Below are 21,642 nucleotides of genomic sequence, written 5' to 3'. Positions count from 1 at the left end.
AGGCTTTCTCATTCGCTTTTGAAGGATTTTTAAATGGCTTTCAAACCACAAATTAAAGTACCAGCAACTTATATGCGTGGCGGCACCAGTAAGGGGGTCTTTTTTAACCTTGCTGATTTACCCGCTGCAGTACAAGTTGCAGGCGAGGCTCGTGACAATTTATTGCTGCGCGTGATTGGTAGTCCCGATCCATACGCAAAACACACCGATGGTATGGGCGGTGCAACGTCAAGCACCAGTAAAACGGTAATTCTGGCAAAAAGTGATGTGCCTGATCACGATGTAGATTACCTATTTGGTCAGGTAGCAATTGATAAGCCTTTTATCGATTGGAGCGGAAATTGCGGCAACTTAACTGCTGCGGTAGGCGCATTTGCAATCAGCAACGGCCTAGTTGACGCTGAACGTGTGCCTGAAAACGGCATTGCGGTTGTACGCATTTGGCAAGCAAACATCAAAAAAACCATCATCGCGCACATTCCTATGACCAATGGGGAAGTGCAAGAAACCGGTGATTTTGAGTTAGATGGCGTGACTTTCCCTGCAGCCGAAGTCGTGGTTGAGTTTATGGACCCAGCTGACGGCGAAGGCGATATGTTTCCATCAGGTAACTTGATTGACAGTCTTGAAGTGCCGGGTATTGGTACTTTCCCTGTGACCATGATCAACGCGGGTATTCCAACTCTATTTTTCAATGCAGAAGATTTGGGTTATACAGGCACAGAGTTACAAGAAGCCATTAACAGCGATGCTGCTGTGCTTGAGCGTTTTGAAACCATTCGTGCCCATGGCGCAGTGAAAATGGGTTTGATCAAAGATATCGAAGAAGCAAAAGTACGTCAGCATACGCCGAAAATCGCATTTGCTGCACCTGCTCAGGCTTACACCGCCTCAAGTGGTAAAGCGATTGCAGAGTCGGATATCGATGTGTGTGTTCGTGCGCTTTCTATGGGCAAGCTTCACCACGCCATGATGGGCACAGCGGCTGTTGCAATTGCCACCGCTGCTGCAATTCCTGGCACCATAGTAAACTTGGCTGCAGGTGGTAGTGAGCGTGAAAGTGTCACTTTTGGTCACCCATCAGGCACATTAAAAGTCGGTGCTGCTGCAAAACTTGTTGATGGCAAATGGCTGGCTGAAAAAGCGGTCATGAGCCGAAGCGCAAGAGTGCTAATGGAAGGTTCGGTACGCGTACCGCAGAATTAATTAAAAACCTACTCAAGTTAATTTAAGCAAATTGTTCATGAGTTGTGATACTCCCAAGGCCCGAGAGGGCCTTTTTTAATGGCTGAATCACTCCGTATTTATATTTTCAAAGTAAAGGGATTAGGAATAAATGATAGAAGCAATCACCACCCTGGCACTCACTACCGCACTTCTATTAGGCTCACCTGGGCCAGCACCACTTGCCCTAGCTGGTGTCGGTGCCAGCTTTGGCTTTAAGCAGGGTTTAGGGTTTCTTGCTGGTATTCTACTCGGCTTGCTGGTGGCAATTAGCTTAGTAGCATTGGGGTTAGGTAGTTTGTTTGAGCAATTCCCAACGGTCAAACTCATTTGCCAAGGTATCGCAACTGCTTACTTAATTTATGTGGCGTACAAGATCGCGAGTAATACCAGCGGTATTGAGCAAAGAGCAGGCGCAGCGCCAAGTTTTAAAGATGGCTTTATATTAAATTTAATCAACCCAAAAGCTTACGCCGCGTTTTTAGCTATTTTTGCAAACTTTATGATCCCTGCAAGTTCACCTGTTTACAGTGCTATGTTAACTGCTACGGTTAGCTTTATTGTTGCAGTTATCGTTGATGGATTATGGATGGCAATTGGCAGTAAACTCAGACCTTTTTTTGCAAAACCCGAACAAGCAAAATGGCTCAGGCTTGCGTTTGCATCGCTACTATTAGCGAGCATTGGCGTGTCTTATTTTCTTTAAGTTTTCACACCTAGCTTTTGTTGAAAGAAACACACAAATTGTTACTTATTAGTCGTTTACATAGTAAGCAGGGTGAGAGAGGCTAATACCAATCCGCAATAACACTTAATCATTTTGAGGGATTAAACCTGATGATAGCTGCGTTAAAGATTTCTCATTTAGAACAACTAAATAACGAAATATTTGCCTTGCCTACATGGATGTAGGTACCTCAGCGATAGCAGGATGCGTGAGCGGTGCTACCAACAAGGTTTTCTTGCCTCAAAATAGACTCCTTAGTTAAGCGGACTGGTATAAGAGCAGAACTTCCAAGGAATCACCGATGTTGAATTTAAAATCTAGTCTACAAGTCATTGCGTTTTCAGCCGTTGTGTCTTTCTCTGGCGCAAGCAGTGCAAAAGCCACCTTTAATGCTGAGCATAACAATATTGTTAAAACGGTAAACAGTTACTTTAAAGGCATTGCAGAGTCAGACGAAGGCTTAATAGCACAAGCTTTTGAGCTAGAAAATGGTCATATAAAGTCTATCGTGACAGATAAAGAAACTGGCAAGCAAAGTATTCGCAGTCAAAAGCTGGGTGACTTTGCCAAGATATTTAAGCAGCCAACCAAAGATCACTGGCATGCCCATATCCTTTCGATAGACGTTGTTGATGAGCAAATGGCCATGGTGAAGTTGAATTTCGAAACATCAAAAACCCATTACATAGATTACTTAGTGTTATATAAATTTAATGACGCTTGGCGGATCGTGAATAAGACTTTTGTGGCTAAACCTAAAACTTAAAAATAAAAAGCTTGTTTATAATAGACTTAGTTGAGCGAGTAGTCATAAAGACCACTCGCAGTTTATCTCAAAACATGGGCTTTTTAGCGTGCTAAACTTGTTTCATTTTTAAACTTGTTTAAGTTACCTAGCGTCAACGTCTGGGGAACAAAAATGAAATCACTTATCTCGGCTGCCATATTATCTACGGTGGCATTAACCAATGCAGCTTTACCAAGTAAAGTTTACGCTTCATCAACTGTAAACACGCACATATCTTCACATAGCCAATACGATTTTTCGTCATTAGCTGATGGTATTCGTATCGTGAATCAGCTCAAAATGGGTATAAGTCCATCTGAACAAGCGTGGCAGCAACTTTTTTCTCATAACGCCTATCAGTTGGTGTTTAGTATTTCGGATCTGACTCAAGAAAAATTAAAAAACCGTTTCGAAATCGCCTTTCTGCCAATGAAAGCTGTACACTTTGACGCATTAAATGCTTTCGAAAAGCAAGAGGTGAAACATTTAAGGGCGGCTTTAAATAACTTAGATTGGATCAATGAATACAAAAATATGCTGACTGGCTCTGATGCCATTGAACGCTCATTAGCACTAGCCAATCAATGGATCCCAAAGGCTTTTCAATCAAAGCAAGCCACACAATATGTATTTGGTTTCTTTGGACAAAACGCCCATGCGAGTGCTGTGGGTGTAGTACTCGACCCTTACCTCGGGTATTTGTCAGACTTACATGCACCTTTTGAACTAGGCGCCCATGAGTTGCACCACAATCTACGTGCTAAAATCAAATTGGCAAAGCCGCTAGATAGAGGAAATGGTTTCGATAGGGCCATAGATCATCTACAACATGAAGGGGTCGCTAACCTGATAGATAAATCACGTTTTTTAGAAGCACAATCACCATTTTCTGATGAAATTAAAAATTACTTTGCGAGTGAATTAAAAAAAGCGCCCAATTATGTAATCGCGTTAAATAAAGTCATGAGCGAAGCGGCAAGTGATCATGAAAATGCTGACTTTATGACCTTTCAAAAAGCAGGCTTACCTTTATGGGGTCACGTCGTCGGCTGGTATATGACACAAACCATAGTTAAAGCAGGCATGAAGGAAGAGCTTGTTGAGTCTATGGTGGCGCCAAGAGCGTTTCCGCATCTTTACAATCAAGCTGTCGAACGACTTGGTACGCAGCAGCCTCAGTTTTCGCAGGCTGTCGTAGATGTGTATCGTCAACGTGCATCGCTTTAAAAAGTAAACATAAAATCATGCTGATAAGATGACTTTTCAGGCTAATCTAATGTTATATTGCGCTTAAATTCACATGTTATGAGAATAATTTAATGCGCATATTAATTGTTGGAGCGGGCATTGCGGGTTGTGCTTTGTATCGTCGCTTAAAGCCACTCGATCATGAGATTGATATTATTGAAAAGTCATCAGAATTGGCTTCTGAAGGCGCTGCGATTTGTTTACCTGCCAATGCCATGCTTGCGCTAAAGCAATTAGATTTGGCCGAGCAGGTTAAACAGCTTGCTTTTCAAGTTGATCAAATCGAATACGCGCTGTCATCGGGCAAGACCTTAGCCTCTGCTTCACTACATGAAGCGCCTTTAAATAAAGCGCCTTTTGTCGCTTTGAAGCGCGATGCGCTGATGTCTGTTTTAAGAGACGGTATGGCAACTGATGTGAAGTTAAACACTTGGCCAACAGCACTCAGCCAAGAAAATAAAGAAGTGTCGGTGACTTTCAATACCGGCGCTTGTAAAATGTATGACCTTGTCGTTGCGGCTGATGGAATTAACTCAGCCACAAGAGGTATGGTTCAACCAAATGCATCACTGCTGACTCATCAAGTCACTAACTGGCGTTTTATTACTAAAAAGCCTAAAGCCAATATACAGCCGACTTACTATGTGGGTAATGACTCTGCATTTATGATTTACCCAATCAGTGACAGTGAGGTGTATTGTTATGGTCAAATTATGGATGAGCAAGGTCAGTATGCTGCATTACCGAGTGATAAAGCACTACAAGATATTTTCTCAGAGTATGATGTGCCTGTTGCGCAATGTGTAAAAGACTTAACCGAACAACAGCATATAGTACTTGGGCAACTTAAGAGTGTAGTGCAAACAGAATCAGTATTTGATCGTGTGGTTTTAGTTGGAGATGCGTTACATGGTTGCCCGCCAAGTCTGCAGCAAGGCGCTGGCATGTCTTTAGAAGATATAAACTGTCTTGCAGATAACTTGAGTAATAAACAAGTAGATGAAGCGCTAGAGGCCTATAAAACAGCAAGAGCTGAGCGGATCTCTTGGACGGTATCTGAGTCTAATAAAATCATTAAGCTAGCAGGGTTAGGACGTTCGCCAATCGGTCGATTTATTCGCAATAGCATTATTCGATTGAAAGGCCCAGCTAATGTTGTGGGTTGGCGAAAACTGTTAAATGAGCTTGATTAAAGCTATAGATTAACTTTGAAAAACGCGGTTAGAGTTACACCGCGTTTTTTATTTGCTTTACTGGTATTTTAACTCACTGACTTCAACAACAGCATTGGTATTCAGCGGGCCATAAATATGTGGAAATAGACCCAATTCAGGGTTGTTCGTGGCACCTTCATACTTCACCTTAGCAGTGATCAAATCAGGGTCAACTTTTAAAAGAGCAAGCGGCCCTTTATTTTTATAAAATCGTGCAACTACATAGTCTATTTGTAATTCACTACACGCGTGAATAAATCCCTCAGACTCAATTGAAGGGGTGATATAAAAAGGTTGAGCAAGTACATCAGCAACTTGTGTTCGAGGTAAAATTAAATAAATGGCACTTTTCATAATAGAGTCCAACAAATCTTATTTTGAGTATTATAAAGAAGTGCCTCAAAAGCGATAATTAAAAAACTTTTACAGATTGCAGTTATTTATCGAGTACTTTTAGCTTTCACTTGTTTAACCGTTTCTTCAAGATAAACAGTAAAGGGGTTTTACAGTGTTCTAATTCGATATTGAAACTCGGTTATGATGTTTTGAGCTGAATGAATAAACCAGTCATTAATTTGTAATTATGCAGACTGAGTTGTCAAAATCACCTAGCTTTAACTAATCTTTAGTAATCAACGATTAGACGCATTTATCTTCTCCAAATATGACGGCTATGTTACTGATCTAGATACACCCCTGAATGGTATAATTGAAAGAACATTTTTTAAGGAATGTACATGACACAATTATCTGCTGGAATGATTACTTTGGTTTTATTGAGCTTGATTAGTTTCTATTCTGCTGCTGAAGAGAAAGCTGTCGATACTATAGAGCCGACTGGTATGGAGCAAATTTGGCAACCTGCACCTGATCTTCCTGTCGCCATACAAGAGGTTTACCCAGCGGTGTTTTTAGATCGTATATTCGTTGGGGGTGGCTTCGTGCCATCAAAATCAGAGAGTTTCTATGGTCTTGGGCCAACAAGAAAGATCTTTATTTTAAACCCTGCAGAACAGTTTTGGGAAAAAGCACCCGATTTACCTGAGTCTCGGCATCATTTGGGGATGACGAGCAATATTCATTATGTTTATGCCATCGGTGGTTTCTCCGGCCCTAAAGAGGATGCGTGGCAACCACAACGCTCAGTGTACCGTTTAGACAGCAGAAAGAGTCGCTGGATGAGTGCGTCTTCTTTACCGATCCCTTTGGCTGAATCTGTGTATGCAAGCGTCGGTAAAAGCATTCATGTGATTGGCGGGAAAACCCGTAAACGAGGCGAGAAGCAAAATATCGACACCAACGCCCACTATGTGCTGGTGAATAACGCATACTGGCGTAAGGCCAAGCCAGCACCGACTGCGCGGGCCTCAGCGGCTGGCGCGGTGATTGGTAATAATATTTATGTGATTGGTGGCCGTACTGGCGGTGAAAACCGACAAAACTTAAACACCGTTGAAGTGTACGATACTCAAACTGAAACTTGGCAAACTCGCGCACCTTTACCGATTGCCGCGGCCGGGCTTGCTGCTGCTGTGATTGATGGCAAGATTATCGTCTCAGGCGGTGAAGCATTTTCAAACACGGGCTATTGGCAGGACGGAAAAGTGTTTAACTCGGTCTTTTTGTATGACCCTAACATTGACGAATGGCAGGAGCTTGAACCCTTACCGACCCCGCGTCATGGCCACGGTAAAGTGAGTCTAAACGGAGAAGTATATGTGCTCGGTGGTGCTGCTAAAATTGGTCCGCAAGAAACGTTATCAAGCACTTTGATTTATCAGCCAACAGAAAACTGATAAAAGAAAAAGCGTTAAAACTTTCTAGCGCTTTTAATTCAGGCTCTTCTTAGAAGCTATTATAAAACCAGCGTAAAACTGGCTCCTTCATCTACTTCAGAGGCCACTTTTATACGCCCTTTGTGACGATGAATAATTTGCTGACTAAGCGCTAAGCCTATGCCAGAGCCCTTTGGTTTAGTGGTAAAGAAAGGCACGAAGATCTTCTCAAGTGCACTGGGTTCTATGCCATCGCCGTTATCTTGTATGGCAATTTCGCATTTTCCATAGCGGTTAATACTCGCAGTGATGTTCACAGCTTTCTCATGTTTTTGACTTAACTTTAAGGCATCTAGCGCATTGTTGATTAGGTTAACTATCACTTGCTCAAGCATTTTTTTATCGCCTAAGACAGTTAAGTTTTCGGGCTCAATCGAAAGTGTTAAAGCGATATTGGCCTCATCAAACTGTGGTTTAACGAGTGGTTTCAAATCATCAAATAGGCTTTTCACTGAGATCGGTTGTAGCTCTAAATGAGGAATATGTGTGAGCTTACGATAATCTTCAATAAAGCCAAGTAAGGACTGGCTGCGAATACCAATGGCGTTCAGGCTTTGCAGGTAATCGTCGACTAAGTCTTGGTCATCTACTTGGGTTGCAAGTTGCTGCTCTGTGATGGTCGCTAGGGTGTTTGAGAGCGAATAAATTGGGGCGACAGAGTTACCAATTTCGTGAATTAATACACGAATAAGCTTTTGCCATGAATCCATTTGTGTACTTTCTATTTGCTCTGAAATGGCAGTAAACAGCCAAAGCTCGTAGCGATTGTTATGGTAATTAAAGGCGAAATATTTAAACAACATATCGTCTTCGACACTGGCACCTTGCGTGGTTTGTTCAAGAATGGGCTTTGCGCTTAAAAGCTCTTTCGCATCGCTAAACCTTCGAATGTCTAGGCTTCGCTTAGCCGTATTGTTACACACTACTACGTCTTGCTGATTTTTGATGAGGATCACCCCTGCATCAATGTGCTGTAGCATGGTTTCAAAAATAGCGACTTGCTCGGCTTGCTTGAATTTGTCGTCTTGTACTTTTTTGATCAGGTCATTGCAGATCTGCTGCTCTTGTAAACCTAGGGTATGGGTTTCACTGAGGCGAAAACTACTGTCTTGATATTTCAGTGCGTTGATAACTTCGTTGAACTGCTGTTGCTGTTTGGCAAAAAGTTTGAGTGTTAGGGCTGCAAATAGGGCAGAGCCAAATAAAGCCAAAATGCTGAGCAAGGTGGCATGACTGAATGTAAAACCATAGAGTCCAATACAAGCAAAACCAACCGCCGAGACAAAGTAACCTAACACCGCCGCGCTGTTTTTATTAAACACCGTACTTCTCCATTTTGCGATATAACGACGCACGGGTGATACCGAGTGCTTTAGCTGCATGGCTGATGTTGCCTTTAAAGTCAGCAATAGCACGCTCTATGGTCATTTGTTCAATGTCAGCAAGGTTATAGGTATCGAGCTGCGCAGCACCGCTTTGCGTCTCTTGGTTGGGCATGAGCTGAAATTGCAGTTGTTCACCGTCTGACAAGATCACTGAACGTTCTACTAAATGCTGTAATTCACGAATATTACCCGGCCAATCATAGGCAAGTAACTGCGCCATGGCCTTATCGCTTACCGTTTTATGGCCTAGTTTGTATTTTTTGCAGTAAAGATCAGCATAAAACTCTATCAGCAATGGAATATCTTGCGGTCTATCGCGCAGTGCCGGCAGTGTGATCTCGACGGTATTGATGCGATACAACAAGTCTTGTCTGAACGAGCCTTCACGCACCATGTCGTATAAATTCATGTTGGTCGCGGTGATCAAACGAATATCGACCGAAATTTCTTTGCTGCCGCCAACTGGGGTGATCACACGGTTTTGAATAGCAGTTAACAGCTTGCCTTGTAATTCGAGTGGAATATTCCCGATTTCATCTAAAAAGAGGGTGCCTGTGTCGGCCAACTCAAAGCGACCTTGTTTGTTTTCTTTGGCATCGGTAAACGCCCCTTTGGCATGACCAAAAAGCTCACTTTCAAATAACGAGCTGGCAATGGTGCCCATATCTACCGATAAAAAGGTGTCGTTGGCACGCAATGATTGCTTATGAAATTCACGAGCGATAACTTCTTTACCTGTGCCACTTTCACCTAAAATCAGTACATTGGCATCGGTTTTTGCGGCTTTTTCGAGGGTTGTAAACACTTGCTCCATAGCAGGACTTTTCGCAATGAGATTCTCAAATGGACGATTTTGATCTGCCAAAGACAGCGCCGCGATCTGGTTCAGCTTTTTGCTTTTTTGGCGCTGTGCGCTTAAGTCGATACAGTTCGCAACGGTTGCCAGGAGTTTTTCGTTTTGCCAAGGTTTAAGCACAAAATCGCTGGCCCCTTGTTTGATGGCATCCACCGCCATCGACATATCGCCGAAAGCAGTAAAGAGCACCACAACGGCGTCTTCGTCGATGGCTTTGATTTGCTTTAACCAGTAAAAGCCTTCAGCCCCAGAGGTCGATTCTCGGGTGAAATTCATATCGAGTAAGATAAGAGAAAAAGACTCTTTCTCCATGGCGTCACTGATGTTGTGCGGGTTATCTAGCGTGACAACATGCTTGTAGTGTTGTTTTAATAACATCTTAGTGGCAATTAAAATCTCGGCGTTGTCATCAACCACCAGAATCGACTTATCAATTACAGCCATGGCGTCTTTCCTTACTTTCAAAGTGTACGATATCGTACACCAAGTGTTTTAAAGTTTTACACTTTTATCTGTATTAAATTGTATCCAAATTTTTAAGTTATTGTTATATATCATTTTTTGTTTTTGGCACAGTAATTGTCTTATATCTAACAAATCTAAACGATTAGGATGTTAGAAATGGATAAAGTGATCAGCAAAAAACGCACATTTAAAGCATGGTGGTTAGCAGTGCCAGTAATTGCCATCGCGTATTTTTTGATAAGCAATACCGCAAACAGTAGTGGCAGTCGTTACAACCTAGAAATGGACAAAATAAAGGTAAGCACAGTCACTGGTGGTGAATTTACAGATATGATCCCACTTCGTGGTAATGTTACCCCGAGTAAATCAGTGTATTTAGACGCCATTGAGGGGGGCCGTGTAGAGCAGCGCTTTGTAGAAGAAGGCGCCATGGTTAAAAAGGGCGATAAGATTTTAGCCTTAAGTAATACTGGTTTGCAGCTAGATGTGATCTCTCGTGAAGCACAAATTTCTGAGCAGTTAAATAACCTACACAATACCCGTTTAGCCATCGACCAAAACCGTTTAAATCTAAAGCGCAACTTATTAGAGCTGGATTTCGAGATTAAGCAGAGTGAACGCAAACTAGCCCAGCATAAAAAGCTAGTGGCAAACAGCTTGGTGTCACAAAACGAATTAAAAGCTGTGATTGACCGCACACAATATTTAAAAGACCGCCGCACTTTGGTAATTGAACAGCAAGAACAAGATGAGCTAATTCGTACTGCACAAATTGCCCAGCTTGAAGACAGTGTTGCACAGCTAAATAAGAACTTAAGCTTCGCCCGTAAGAATCTGGAAAACTTAGTGATCACAGCGCCAATCGACGGTCAGCTAACCGCATTCAATGCTGAGCTGGGTGAGTCTAAGTCGCGTGGTTCACGTTTAGGTCAGGTTGATATTGTCGGTGAATACAAGGTCAGCGCGTTAATTGATGAATTTTATCTGGGCCGTGTATTTGCTGGTCAAACCGCAAAAATCACCCACCAAGGTCAAGATTACACACTGACACTGGCAAAAGTTTATGCCGAGGTAAGCAATGGTCGTTTTGAAGTCGATTTAACTTTTAACGATGCCTTACCTGAGCGTATTCGTCGTGGCCAAACCCTACAAATGGAGTTGCTACTAGCTGATGCAAAACCCGCTAAGCTGATCCCAAATGGCGGTTTCTTTCAAGATACCGCAGGTAAGTGGGTGTTTGTAATCGAAGAAGGTAGCGATGTTGCAATTCGTAAACAAGTTCGCTTAGGCCAGCGCAATAACAAATTCATTGAAGTGTTAGAGGGATTAAACGAGGGCGACAGAGTCATCACCTCAAGCTACAGCACTTTTATCGACATGCAGACTTTAAAGCTGACGCAGTAAACGTGCGTCATCAATGAACAATTAGAAAGATTTAAAAATTAAAAAAGAATTAGGACTAAACAGATGATCAACTTAACGAACATTAGCAAAATATTCCGCACAGAATCAGTCGAAACACATGCGCTTGATAGCGTCTCGCTGCACGTAGAGAGAGGTGAGTTTGTGGCCATTATGGGTCAGTCTGGCTCGGGTAAATCAACGCTACTCAATATCGTCGGCATGCTCGATCATATCGACCAAGGTGAATACATTTTTGATGGCAAAGAAATCAGTGGCTTTACCGAAAATAAGCTGGCCGACATTCGCAAAGACAACATTGGCTTTATCTTCCAAAGCTTTAACTTAATTGATGAGCTAACCGTTTTTGAAAACGTTGAGCTGCCATTGGTTTACCAAGGCATAGCGAAAAAAGAGCGTGAGCAGCGCGTATTGGCAATTTTAGAAAAGGTCGACATTGCGCACCGCAAAGATCATTACCCGCAGCAACTTTCAGGTGGTCAGCAGCAGAGGGTCGCGGTTGGACGTGCCATTGTCGCAGAGCCAAAAATGCTCTTGGCCGATGAGCCAACAGGTAACCTAGATTCCAAAAACGGTGAAGAGGTCATGAAGTTACTTGCGCAATTAAATCGAGAAGGCGTAACCATTGTGATGGTTACCCACTCAGATCACCATGCCAATTACGCACACCGCGTGATCAATGTATTAGACGGTCATATCGTGTCAGAAAATATGCAGGAGGTGCGTTGTGCTTAATAACTATTTGATCATTGCCTATCGCAATCTGTTAAAACAAAAACTTTACTCAGGTATTAATATTCTTGGCTTAGCCATAGGCTTGGCGATTTGTATTAGTATGGCAATCTTTGTTGAGTCTGAGTTAGGTTACGACAAGCATATTAATGATCACCAAAACATTTACCGTACGTCATTAAAAATGACTGTGCCAGGCTCGCCTGCTCAGAGTTTTGCTCAAGGCTCTGTATATAACGCGGAGCGGTTTACGAATTATTTTGATGAAATCACTGAAGCTACTCGTCTTCGGTCAATGGGGGCTACTTTGGGTTTTGGTGATACGCACTTTAGTGATGTAGGGCTAACATTAGCTGATGCCAATGTGTTCAATTTTATGTCTCTTGAGATGATAAAGGGAGATAAGCAAAGCGCTTTAGTCCAGCCCAATACTGTTGTATTAACAGAGTCTGCAGCACGTCGTTATTTTTCGAGTATTGACGTACTCGATAAGACGCTTATTTTAGCGAATCGTATTCCTTTAAAAGTCACTGGTATTATCAAAGATCTTCCAAAGCGAACGCATTTAGAGTTTTCAGCAATAGTGAGTATGGGCACGGCTGCTGAGTTTCTTCAAAACCCTAAATGGGATACAGATCAGAGTTTCAATTATTCAACCTACTTCAAATTGAAGCCAAATACGGACATTAAAGCACTTGAAGCACGCTTTCCTGAGTTTTTAGAAAATCATATCGGAGAAGGCCTCGGAGATATTTTCCATTACACTCTGATCAATATTACTGATATCTATTTAAATTCACACCTTTATGGTGAAATGAAAAAGAATGGTGACATTAATATTGTATTCTCATTCAGTATCATTGCTGCGCTGATCCTATTAATTGCATGCGTTAATTTTATGAATTTATCGACAGCAACCGCAACTAAACGGGCTAAGGAAGTTGGAGTACGTAAAACACTGGGTGCGAAGAAGTATAGTCTTGTCACTCAGTTTATGATTGAAGCCATCATGCTTTGCTATATTGCCCTGTTTATCGCGATTGCGTTGGTTGAAGCAACTTTACCTATTTTTGCCGATTTTATTGGTAAGACGCTGAGTTTTAGCTATTTAGACTTAAATACTCTGAGTATTTTATTGTCGTTAGGGCTAGTGGTTGGTTTAATTTCGGGTATATATCCAGCATTTTATTTGAGCGCCTTCAAGCCGGCCAGAGTGTTAAAAGGCGAAGTCACGCAAGGTAAAACCGGCGCGTTATTGCGAAAAGGTCTGGTGGTATTCCAGTTTAGTGTGGCAATTATCTTAATTGTGGCAACCGTGATTGCAAGTATGCAGTTAAATTATGCGAGAAATATTGAGCTTGGCTATGACAAATCGAATACCTTTGTTTTGCGAGGTTTGTGGACCACTGAAGCCAGCCCACAACGCGATGCCATTAAAACTCAGTTGCTGGCAAATCCTGATATCACCAGCGTCACTATGACATCACGCTTTCCTACGGGTTCGCTGACGGATTCAATGGGCTTACTTCACCCTGCAACGAAAGAGATGCAGCTTATGCCAGTGCTGGCAGTCGATGAAGATTATTTCTCGTCTTACAATATTAAACTACTGAGTGGTCGAGGTTTTAGCCGTGACTTTACCGCAGATGCGATTTCTCAACCTTCAGAAGAAAACCCAACCCCAGAGTTTAGTGTTGTCATTAATAGCGTAGCCGCTAAAACATTGGGTTATACCCCTGAAGAAGCGGTAGGTAAGCAGTTTAAAGTATTATTCACTCGTACCACTGAAGGCACAGCGACCATAGTGGGTGTAACAGAAGACTATTATTTTTCATCACTTAAAACGGAAGTGGCACCAACCTATCATTTGCTTAACCATAACAATGGTTACAACATGTCGATTAAGTACACAGGCGACACGGCACAAGTACGCGACTATATTGAGCAAACATGGGGTAAATTTGTACCTGAGCAGCCGATTGCATTGGACTACTTAGACGATAGATTCAACCAAATGTATCAGCAGGAAGACAGAGAGTTCATTGTATTCAACCTGTTCTCATTATTGGCTATTTTCATTGCATGTTTAGGGCTATTTGGTCTTGCATCGTTCACCACACAACGCCGTACCAAAGAGATTGGTATTCGTAAGGTGCTAGGCGCATCGGTGTTAGACATTGTTATCTTGATAAATAAAGAGTTCTCAAAGCAGGTGTTGATTGCAAACATCATTGCTTGGCCTGCTGCTTACTTCATTATGCAAGAGTGGTTAAACAGCTTTGTGTATCGTATTGATTTATCAATACTGCCATTTGCTGTTGCAACGACTTTGGCCTTTGTGATTGCGTGGGTAACGGTTGGCTCTTTATCGGCTATTGCCGCAAAAGAGCGACCAATCACAGCATTACGATATGAATAGCGTATATCAAGATATATTTCTATTTGAAAAAGCCAGACAGTGATAACTGGCCTTAGCTTTCAGCAAAAAAATGGCTTCTCTCCAGAAGCCATTTTGCTTTTGCACTACTTGTGGGGGAGTCGCTTTACCAGCAACCGTTTGCGCAGTTTACATTGTGATGATTGTGAATTTGAGATTTATGACCAGTATGAACGTTTACTGTCACACCGTTATACGTCAGTGTTGCCCAAGCTACCGTGCCATTGTTCATCCACCAAGTACTTTGACTGTCTCCTGCATAAGCAAAGCTGCCAGACAGTGTTTTCGTTGCTATTTTTTGACTACTGATATAAAAATTAACAACAGTGCCTGCGGGCGCATTTGGAAAATACCCTTTAATGCCTCTAATACGCTGGCCGTGACAGCAACCATCTGAGCCTTCCCAGTTGACTTGACCATTTTTAGCGGCATTTTGTAATTGTTCAGCGGTATTCGGGTCATTTTCTACAATGGTTGCTATTTGCTGTGCACTCCCTGTCGCATGCTCTGCAGCAGAAACATGTACTGTGAATTGTTTATTTCCTTCGTATACCGAGTTATCAATGGTTGGGATCTGGATACGATAACTGGTTTCACCGGCTGCAATCGTGACGGTTTGATCTGGGTAGGTGTAATCATTATTCGGTGTCGTGATTGGGGTCGTTGAAACATCAATTTTAACGTCTTGCCCTGTTGCTCTATCAAGCGTGACTTCAAACTCTAACGTGCCACCTTCATTCACCGAAGCTGTAATTGCAGAAAGAGAAATTTCAGGTTGTGTGAGAGGTTGGCATAATGGTGTTTCAGGGCAACCTATACTGTCAGTGTTATCAACGGCTAAATCATTTAGCTGTGCAGGCAGCGTTGCCATTTTACATGCCTCTCCTGTATAAGGTTGAACTTGGTAGAGGTCGGTTTTATTTAGACTGCCATAATCATTGCTTTTATCTCGGCTAACAATCAAAGCACCTGCGCCATTAAATACCGCTCCCGTTAAAGTTGGGATAGAATGAGAGGAAAGCTTATTTAATGTTAGTGACTCAAGGTTAACGGTAAAAATGGCAGAGTTAGTAACCAAATATAATTGCCCTTGATTAAAAGCCAGATCGCCTCGCCACATTTCACTGTCTTCTGTGTAGCCTGAGAGTGTGCCAAGTAAAGTTGTCGCGCCAGTATGAGGGTCTATGCTGTATAACTTATTGAAGTAAGAGCCAACTAGCAAGCCGGTATTCTCATTATAAGCTAAACGGTACATAGGTTTACTTTTCGCCAGAGAAGTATGTGTTTTGGTTGTCATATCTACATAGGCAATCCGGGTGTATTTGTGCCGACTGGCCGAAATAGGTAGAGACTTCAACTCTGTGCTATTTAAATCAACGCCAAATAAATCAAGCTGATACTCATACGCTCTAGGCGCACTGATATAGTACAAGCGATTTAAATCGCTGGCATAAGTCAATGCCGCAGAGCTAAAGAGTGCTTTGGAATGAATAAATGTGTCACCACTATACTCATTTACATCAAAAATTAAGCCGACTTCTCCTCGACCTGCATTTATACCATAGAGTTTGCCAGTACAAGCTGCCGAGTAAACTTGCGCAGATATGAAGCAACATAAGCCGATCAGCAAGGTGCCTAAATGGTGGGGTTTTAACATAGCTTACCTCTCTAGAGATTAGATGAGTTTTGGCCAGTCCTTGAAAGAGTGTTTTATTTTTGAGCTATTAGTAATCCATAAAAAGAGTAAAAAGTAAACATTAAATTTACAATTAATAGTTAAAAGGTTGTGGTTTTTTGGTTTTTTGTGTGCTTTTAGCAATTTACTTTTCGATGTGTCGTAGTAGCTGAGTATGTGAAAACACAGAGGGGGGAGATGGTGTGAGCGTGATTATATATCGAGGGCTCAGGTTATTCTGCCCTCGATTTTCTAAAGTCTCGTTATTTATGATTGAGTTAGACGGTGCGATTACTCGGCAATGTGCGTATCGCTTTTACGAATGGCGGCATACCTTTGATTTACCCCTTGAATATGCGTTTTAAATGCCACTAAATCATTGCCTTTCAACTGAATATTACTTGGTTGTTTCATGGTTAATGGGTTGATTGCTCTGCCATTTTTATGCACCTCATAGTGTAAGTGACGGGTTGTAGACATACCGGTATTACCTAAGTAACCAATGATTTGCCCTTGTTTTACACTGGCGCCTTTTTTAATGCCTTTTGCGAACCCTTTTAAATGTGCATACAAGGTGCGATAGCCACCATGATGCTCTAATAAGACGCGATAACCGAAGCTTTTGCTGTAATTGGCTTTGAGTACTTTGCCTTTACCTGCCGCCATAATAGGTGTACCAGTTGGTGCACTGAAATCAATGCCTTTGTGTTGGCGAGTGTAGCCTAAAACAGGGTGTTTTCGTTTACCAAAAGACGATGAAAGTCGTGCGCCATTGAGCGGTGTTTTCATTAAAAAGTTTTGTGCCAGTTTCCCATCTGCAAAGTAATAGGCGTCTTCAAACTGGTAGAGCTGGTAGACGTCTTTGTTGTTCACAAATTCTATGGCAACAAGTTTTTGTGGAGCACTAAACTTTTCAAATAAATGTGCGTCTTGCTGCACCCTTGATTGGCTAAAGTTTAATGTGATCTTATCGCCAGTTCTGATCTCACGTTGAAAGTCGACAAAATGAGACATGGCTAAAATCGCACTTTTGATCACATTGGCAGGGGTCTCTGCCTTACTCGCTGCTTTATAAAGGCTTTGACTGATCTCAAATGATTTACTGAAGCGACGTTGTCTCACTTCTATTGAAATAGACGACAACTGCCAAGTGTTATCAATTAATGTGGCTTCAATTAATTCACCATAGCTGGTGGCAAAGCGAAGGTGCTTTTGTTCTTTTACTGTGTCAGTGTCTGCTGTGTCATTGCTGTTTATGTCGGCATCAGTCATTGTTTCAGCAGTTATAACAGGTGTATTGATTATGTGCGTGACAACATCGAACTGAGTCCCAGATTTTATTTTCTTAAAATCAAAATGAGGCTTTATGTCGCGGGCTAGCGCATAAATTTGCGACAAACTGAATCCGGCTTCTTTCAAAACATGGGTAATGGTTTGGCCGCGTTTTAAAGTATAAGTTGTGACTTGAGGTGGAGTTTCAAGCGGCTCAGGCCCAGCGTTAATCTCTGCTGATAATTCAGTATTGGCAGTATTTTTATCGCTCTCAGCCACAGCTGTATCAGAGGTTGTCTGTGCTGAAAGAGGTGCATTAGGTTGTTTTGCTTGTTCATTATTGTCATTGCAACCAACTAGAAATGCGCTTAACAATAACAGTCTTTTTAAAGCCATATTACTTCCTTGAAACATCGCTGTTGAACGAATGTATTTTCATTTTATTTTTATAGTTAGATTTTTTATCTGCTTAGGCATTCTAATCACGCAGTGTGCACGCCAGCTGAACCGGTTATTTAGTGTAGGGACTTTATGGAGGGAATAAAACAAATAAACCCTGAAAATCAGGGTTTATTTAGGTGATTGAGTTAATTAGTGAAGACTAAATTAACCTTCGTCAGGTGTATTAGTTTCGACAGGTAAAGTCGCTGGTTGGTAGCTACCGTCGGCGTTGGTTGATTGTTCTGCTTTTTCATCACCGCGAGTTGGAGCATCTGGGCTCTTAACTCCGCCTGCACCACTTCCCATTACAGTTTTTGCCTCATTAAGTGTTAGCTGTTTCATATTTCTGTCCTTTTCTTGAGTTAATCTGAAATGATAGAGCAGCTAAACAAAGAAATATATGTAGAAATAATTGTAAATTGTCTAGCACATATAGTTTAAAATAATAAACATCAATAATATAATATTTATATAGGATTATTTCTACATAGCTAATACCGTTAGCTATCATCGATGTAAAAAAGATTAAAAGTATAGCGGCCTCTTGTTGGGTAAATTTAAGCTTGGAAGCCTCTAAAAAAAATTGGGAATCAGTTTTCTCATACAACTTATGAGCTATTCTACTTCTATAGAAAGACGGTGCATAGAACAAGAAACTAACGAAAACACTCCAAGCATAATAATGAGTATTCCAATTAATAGAATATTGATAACTATAAAGATCAATACATTCAACAGTAACTAGTAAAATCAGAAACCATCTTGCACCAATATTTTCCCAGCATTTAAATAATGAAAAAAGAAAAATGGGTAACGGTGCGTATGTGAAATAATTTAAATATTCTGATAATGCTTCCATTTAATCTTTCCTTAAAAACGAAAAATAAGAATCTAGGTCGACACCGAAAATGAATAACACATCTAAAAGTTGTGTCATGGTCATTTCACTTTTGCCAGACTCCCAATTGCTTATCGTAGATTGATCAACATTGGATATCATTTTTTTAGCCAATTGCGCTTGTGACATACCTTTACTTTGCCGCATTTGCCGAAGTGAACGTTGCACATGAAGCTTAAAGCTTTCTGCACTGCGCTTTCTTTCGATTTCCTTCATTCAACCCCTATCCGTGTTTTAACAAATTAATAGATAAAAACGGGAACAGGCTATCATGAGATTATTCATTTGTATATATTTTGTTAAATATCGTGCAAAATACACCTTACGAAGTAAGGTTATTTTGCGCAAGGTGAAATGAACAAGTTTAGCTGCTGCTTAGATGATAACCGGTGTGTGCGAAGCAAAGTTACTTTCGCGCAAGGGCGACGAGTGACCGAAACGAAGTTTCGCAGCGCGAGGAGGTGAGGGTATGGATACCCGATGGGCGTAGCTACATGGATGTACAACAACATTTCTCTCAAAACTTTTTAGCATCTCGTCATTTATGGCGACATTTTAAATTAACCTTCAATTTCACTTTTTGTCGCGTTGGCGACGGCAACCAAAGGGCGGCTGCCGCCGACTGCCCTCTGGACTCCCACGGCGCCCCTCTATCTCACTTGTTCTTCAAATAAGTAATTGATGTGAACGTAAACGGCTGAATAGTTCGTCCATGTACTAAATCAGCCTTGCAGCGCATTGCCTAGATGGATTTAGGTACTTGGGATTTGTCTGGAACAAAAATCCCGCCATGCGCTGACATTACTCATCAATTGCTTACTTTCAGGCGATATAGAAGGGGTAGGGGAGTTGTTTGTTGGTTTTGTGAACAAGTATCGTTAAAGTTTGAGTTTGATAGCATTTTGTAGATCTTCATTTATGCCGACGGCAACCAAAGGGCGACTGAGTCATTCAATTTGAAATTGCTACGAAATTCTTCCCTGAAGTATCAGCCTGTCGTCATCCATACCTCCACTTCCTCGCGTTGCGATGCTTCGCTTCATTCACTCGTCACCCACCCATGGGCTAAATCAGCCTTGCAGCGCATTGCCTAGATGGATTTAGGTACTTGGGATTTGTCTGGAACAAAAATCCCGCCATGCGCTGACATTACTCATCAATTGTTTAATTTCGGCGATATAGAAGGGGTAGGGGGCTGTCTGTTGGTTTTGTGTACTTCGTTTAGCAAATTTTGAGTCTGCCAGTTTTGTAGGTCGTCATTTATGGCGACGGCAACCAAAGGGCGGCTGAGTCATTCAATTTGAAATTGCTACGAAATTCTTCCCTGAAGTATCAGCCTGTCGGCATCCATGCCTCCACTTCCTCGCGCTGTGATGCTTCGCATCGTTCACTCGTCACTTATCCATGAATTATTTTCAGATGAGGTGGAAGGGGAAAGGGGCCTCAGTTGGTTCTAAGAATAGATTGCACTGTGCAGACCTTCTCCCCGTCTATTTGCTAACGATTAAAACTCAACACCTCAGCGCAATGCGGGTAGTCAAAAGCAGCTTGATAATACCGCTTAAGATCAGGGTATTGGTTAAGCAAGTTTAAATCGCCCTCTAAACCATGAATGTAATCCAGCATAGGCAGTAAGATCGCATCAACCAAAGTGAAATGCTCTCCTAAAAACCAATTAGTTTTTTTACTTTGCGAGTTATATTTTTCTGTCAATATTTTCAATGTTGACTGTGCTGCTTGTTTTCCTTTTTCTAAAGCTTCTAAACAAGGTGTTCCATCTTGATTTGCTGGAAACTTTAAGGTTAAAACATACAAAGAGATCAAATCACGATAACCATAAATCGACAGCATGCTACTCCAAGCATCTATTAAGGCTGCTTGTTTTGGGTCTCTTGCAAACACGCTTGGGCCTTCAAGCGTATCGAGATAACGAGCAATGGCATTAGATTCAGGCAAGATAAAATCACCATCAATTAATACCGGCACCTTGCCATAAGGGTGAAGCTTTAATAGTCCCTCGGAGCCCAATGTGACATCTTCACCTTGCCACTGGTTTTGCAACGAATAGGGTAATGACTTTAATTTGCAGACCATCTCAATTGAGCGAACAAATGTTGAAAAATCAGGACCTACAATCTTGAGTGTGTTCATTTTTACTTTCCTTTTCTGAATGGTTGCACTCGATATTATTTGCAACGACAATATGTTCAAGATCATATTTTAAGGAATAGCTATGCCTTGGGATGTTACGCACAAAACTAAAAGCAAAGAGAAAATTCTGATCTGCGCCGCCAAGCTTTTTGTTGCAAAGGGCTTTGATGCTGTGGGGATCAATGACGTGATGAAATCAGCAAACATGACGCGTGGTGCATTTTACGCGCACTTTAAATCAAAAGCCGATTTATATAACCAAGCGCTGGTGGTTGCTGCATTTGAAGCTAGAGAGAACATTACTCAAGGTTGCGACCAAGGTTTTGCAAGCTTGAAACATAACTACTTACAGCAAGGGCAAGACCCAACTCTTAAAGACAATCAGCAATGTCCGATAGCTTTGTTGATTTCAGACATCAGACAGCGAGAGCCATTAGTTAGAGAAACTTACGAAAAGGTGTTTAAAGGCTTTGTGAAATACATTGAATCGCAAGGGTTGACAGAAGCTGAAGCACTAAAAGAAGCTGCAACTATGATTGGTGCAGTGGCTCTGTCAGAGTCGTTGACTGATAAAAAGTTGGTGGAGAAGCTATTGGTTGCCTGTCAGGGGTAAGGTGCAATGAGCAGTTTTGGTTTGTTGCTGAGGTAATTGAAATTTGCCTTCAGCTTTACTCTTTGTCGCATTGGCGACGGCAACCAAGGGGGCGGCTGCCGCCGACCGCCCCTTGGAACCCCACGGCGCCCCTCTATCTCGCTTTTTCTTCAAATAATGCAATTGATATGAACGTAAACGGCTGAATAGTCCATCCATGGACTAAATCAGCCTTGCAGCGCATCCATGCGCTGACATTACTCATCAATTGCTTATTTTCA

19 protein-coding genes are annotated in these 21,642 nt (G+C 41.8%); 10 read left to right on the top strand and 9 right to left on the bottom strand.

Annotation, left to right across the window (positions count from 1 at the left end; genetic code table 11):
* The first annotated feature begins 33 nt into the window (after positions 1-33).
* The 5 genes from prpF (at position 34) to ABMY35_RS19490 (ending at position 5,179) form a co-directional block, all read left to right on the top strand.
* Positions 34-1,206 carry a 2-methylaconitate cis-trans isomerase PrpF gene (prpF, locus tag ABMY35_RS19510; protein ID WP_349287747.1) on the top strand — a complete coding sequence of 391 codons (1,173 nt, stop codon included), beginning with the start codon at positions 34-36 and terminating at the stop codon, positions 1,204-1,206.
* 130 nt (positions 1,207-1,336) lie between these two features.
* Positions 1,337-1,930: a LysE family translocator gene (locus ABMY35_RS19505; protein WP_349287746.1), complete on the top strand. Its 594-nt coding sequence runs from the start codon at positions 1,337-1,339 to the stop codon at positions 1,928-1,930.
* Between the two features lie 322 nt (positions 1,931-2,252).
* Complete coding sequence (locus ABMY35_RS19500) at positions 2,253-2,717, top strand: nuclear transport factor 2 family protein (protein ID WP_349287745.1); 465 nt, start codon at positions 2,253-2,255, stop codon at positions 2,715-2,717.
* 153 nt (positions 2,718-2,870) lie between these two features.
* Positions 2,871-3,965, top strand: coding sequence for a DUF5700 domain-containing putative Zn-dependent protease (locus ABMY35_RS19495; RefSeq protein WP_349287744.1), 1,095 nt, complete (start codon positions 2,871-2,873; stop codon positions 3,963-3,965).
* A gap of 92 nt (positions 3,966-4,057) precedes the next feature.
* A complete protein-coding gene (locus tag ABMY35_RS19490) occupies positions 4,058-5,179 on the top strand; it encodes an FAD-dependent monooxygenase (protein ID WP_349287743.1) in 1,122 nt (373 codons plus the stop codon).
* A gap of 57 nt (positions 5,180-5,236) precedes the next feature.
* On the opposite strand, the gene ABMY35_RS19485 is transcribed toward ABMY35_RS19490, so the two are convergent.
* Positions 5,237-5,554, bottom strand: coding sequence for a DUF952 domain-containing protein (locus tag ABMY35_RS19485; RefSeq protein ID WP_349287742.1), 318 nt, complete (start codon positions 5,552-5,554; stop codon positions 5,237-5,239).
* Positions 5,555-5,937: 383 nt separating this feature from the next.
* Between ABMY35_RS19485 and ABMY35_RS19480 the strand changes: the two genes are divergently transcribed.
* A complete protein-coding gene (locus tag ABMY35_RS19480; protein WP_349287741.1) occupies positions 5,938-6,996 on the top strand; it encodes a kelch repeat-containing protein in 1,059 nt (352 codons plus the stop codon).
* A 59-nt stretch (positions 6,997-7,055) separates the two neighbouring features.
* Here ABMY35_RS19480 and ABMY35_RS19475 read toward each other — a convergent pair whose 3' ends face one another.
* Together ABMY35_RS19475 and ABMY35_RS19470 are read right to left on the bottom strand one after the other, a co-directional pair.
* Positions 7,056-8,417 (bottom strand): ATP-binding protein, encoded by a 1,362-nt coding sequence (locus ABMY35_RS19475; protein ID WP_349287740.1) that lies wholly within the window; start codon positions 8,415-8,417, stop codon positions 7,056-7,058.
* The gene (locus ABMY35_RS19470; protein ID WP_349287739.1) at positions 8,350-9,720 is read right to left on the bottom strand and encodes a sigma-54 dependent transcriptional regulator; all 1,371 of its coding nucleotides are present in this window, start codon (positions 9,718-9,720) and stop codon (positions 8,350-8,352) included. The genes ABMY35_RS19475 and ABMY35_RS19470 overlap by 68 nt, the downstream gene beginning before the upstream one ends.
* A gap of 177 nt (positions 9,721-9,897) precedes the next feature.
* Between ABMY35_RS19470 and ABMY35_RS19465 the strand changes: the two genes are divergently transcribed.
* The 3 genes from ABMY35_RS19465 (at position 9,898) to ABMY35_RS19455 (ending at position 14,314) form a co-directional block, all read left to right on the top strand.
* The gene (locus tag ABMY35_RS19465; RefSeq protein ID WP_349287738.1) at positions 9,898-11,145 is read left to right on the top strand and encodes an HlyD family efflux transporter periplasmic adaptor subunit; all 1,248 of its coding nucleotides are present in this window, start codon (positions 9,898-9,900) and stop codon (positions 11,143-11,145) included.
* A 63-nt stretch (positions 11,146-11,208) separates the two neighbouring features.
* Entirely contained in the window at positions 11,209-11,898 is a 690-nt protein-coding gene (locus ABMY35_RS19460; protein ID WP_349287737.1) for an ABC transporter ATP-binding protein, read from the top strand.
* Positions 11,891-14,314, top strand: a complete 2,424-nt coding sequence (locus tag ABMY35_RS19455; RefSeq protein WP_349287736.1) for an ABC transporter permease — start codon at positions 11,891-11,893, stop codon at positions 14,312-14,314. Before ABMY35_RS19460 ends, ABMY35_RS19455 begins: the two co-directional genes overlap by 8 nt.
* Before the next feature lie 124 nt (positions 14,315-14,438).
* Here the strand turns inward: ABMY35_RS19455 and ABMY35_RS19450 are convergent, their stop codons facing one another.
* The 6 genes from ABMY35_RS19450 to ABMY35_RS19425 all read right to left on the bottom strand — a co-directional run bounded on the left by ABMY35_RS19450 (position 14,439) and on the right by ABMY35_RS19425 (position 20,769).
* The gene (locus ABMY35_RS19450; RefSeq protein WP_349287735.1) at positions 14,439-15,989 is read right to left on the bottom strand and encodes a Calx-beta domain-containing protein; all 1,551 of its coding nucleotides are present in this window, start codon (positions 15,987-15,989) and stop codon (positions 14,439-14,441) included.
* A 309-nt stretch (positions 15,990-16,298) separates the two neighbouring features.
* Entirely contained in the window at positions 16,299-17,675 is a 1,377-nt protein-coding gene (locus ABMY35_RS19445; protein WP_349287734.1) for a M23 family metallopeptidase, read from the bottom strand.
* Between the two features lie 210 nt (positions 17,676-17,885).
* Positions 17,886-18,062: a hypothetical protein gene (locus ABMY35_RS19440; protein ID WP_349287733.1), complete on the bottom strand. Its 177-nt coding sequence runs from the start codon at positions 18,060-18,062 to the stop codon at positions 17,886-17,888.
* Positions 18,043-18,579, bottom strand: coding sequence for a hypothetical protein (locus ABMY35_RS19435; RefSeq protein WP_349287732.1), 537 nt, complete (start codon positions 18,577-18,579; stop codon positions 18,043-18,045). The genes ABMY35_RS19440 and ABMY35_RS19435 overlap by 20 nt, the downstream gene beginning before the upstream one ends.
* Complete coding sequence (locus tag ABMY35_RS19430; protein WP_058031874.1) at positions 18,580-18,834, bottom strand: helix-turn-helix transcriptional regulator; 255 nt, start codon at positions 18,832-18,834, stop codon at positions 18,580-18,582.
* A gap of 1,281 nt (positions 18,835-20,115) precedes the next feature.
* Complete coding sequence (locus ABMY35_RS19425; protein WP_349287731.1) at positions 20,116-20,769, bottom strand: glutathione S-transferase family protein; 654 nt, start codon at positions 20,767-20,769, stop codon at positions 20,116-20,118.
* Positions 20,770-20,851: 82 nt separating this feature from the next.
* On the opposite strand from ABMY35_RS19425, the gene ABMY35_RS19420 reads away from it, so the two are divergent.
* Positions 20,852-21,382, top strand: coding sequence for a TetR/AcrR family transcriptional regulator (locus ABMY35_RS19420; protein WP_349287730.1), 531 nt, complete (start codon positions 20,852-20,854; stop codon positions 21,380-21,382).
* Positions 21,383-21,642 lie beyond the last annotated feature (260 nt).

It is taken from the genome of Pseudoalteromonas sp. BZB3, from assembly GCF_040104455.1.
Taxonomy (GTDB): Bacteria; Pseudomonadota; Gammaproteobacteria; order Enterobacterales; family Alteromonadaceae; genus Pseudoalteromonas.
The sequence above is the reverse complement of the archived record's forward strand: the minus strand, read 5'-3'. Positions and strand labels throughout refer to the sequence as shown.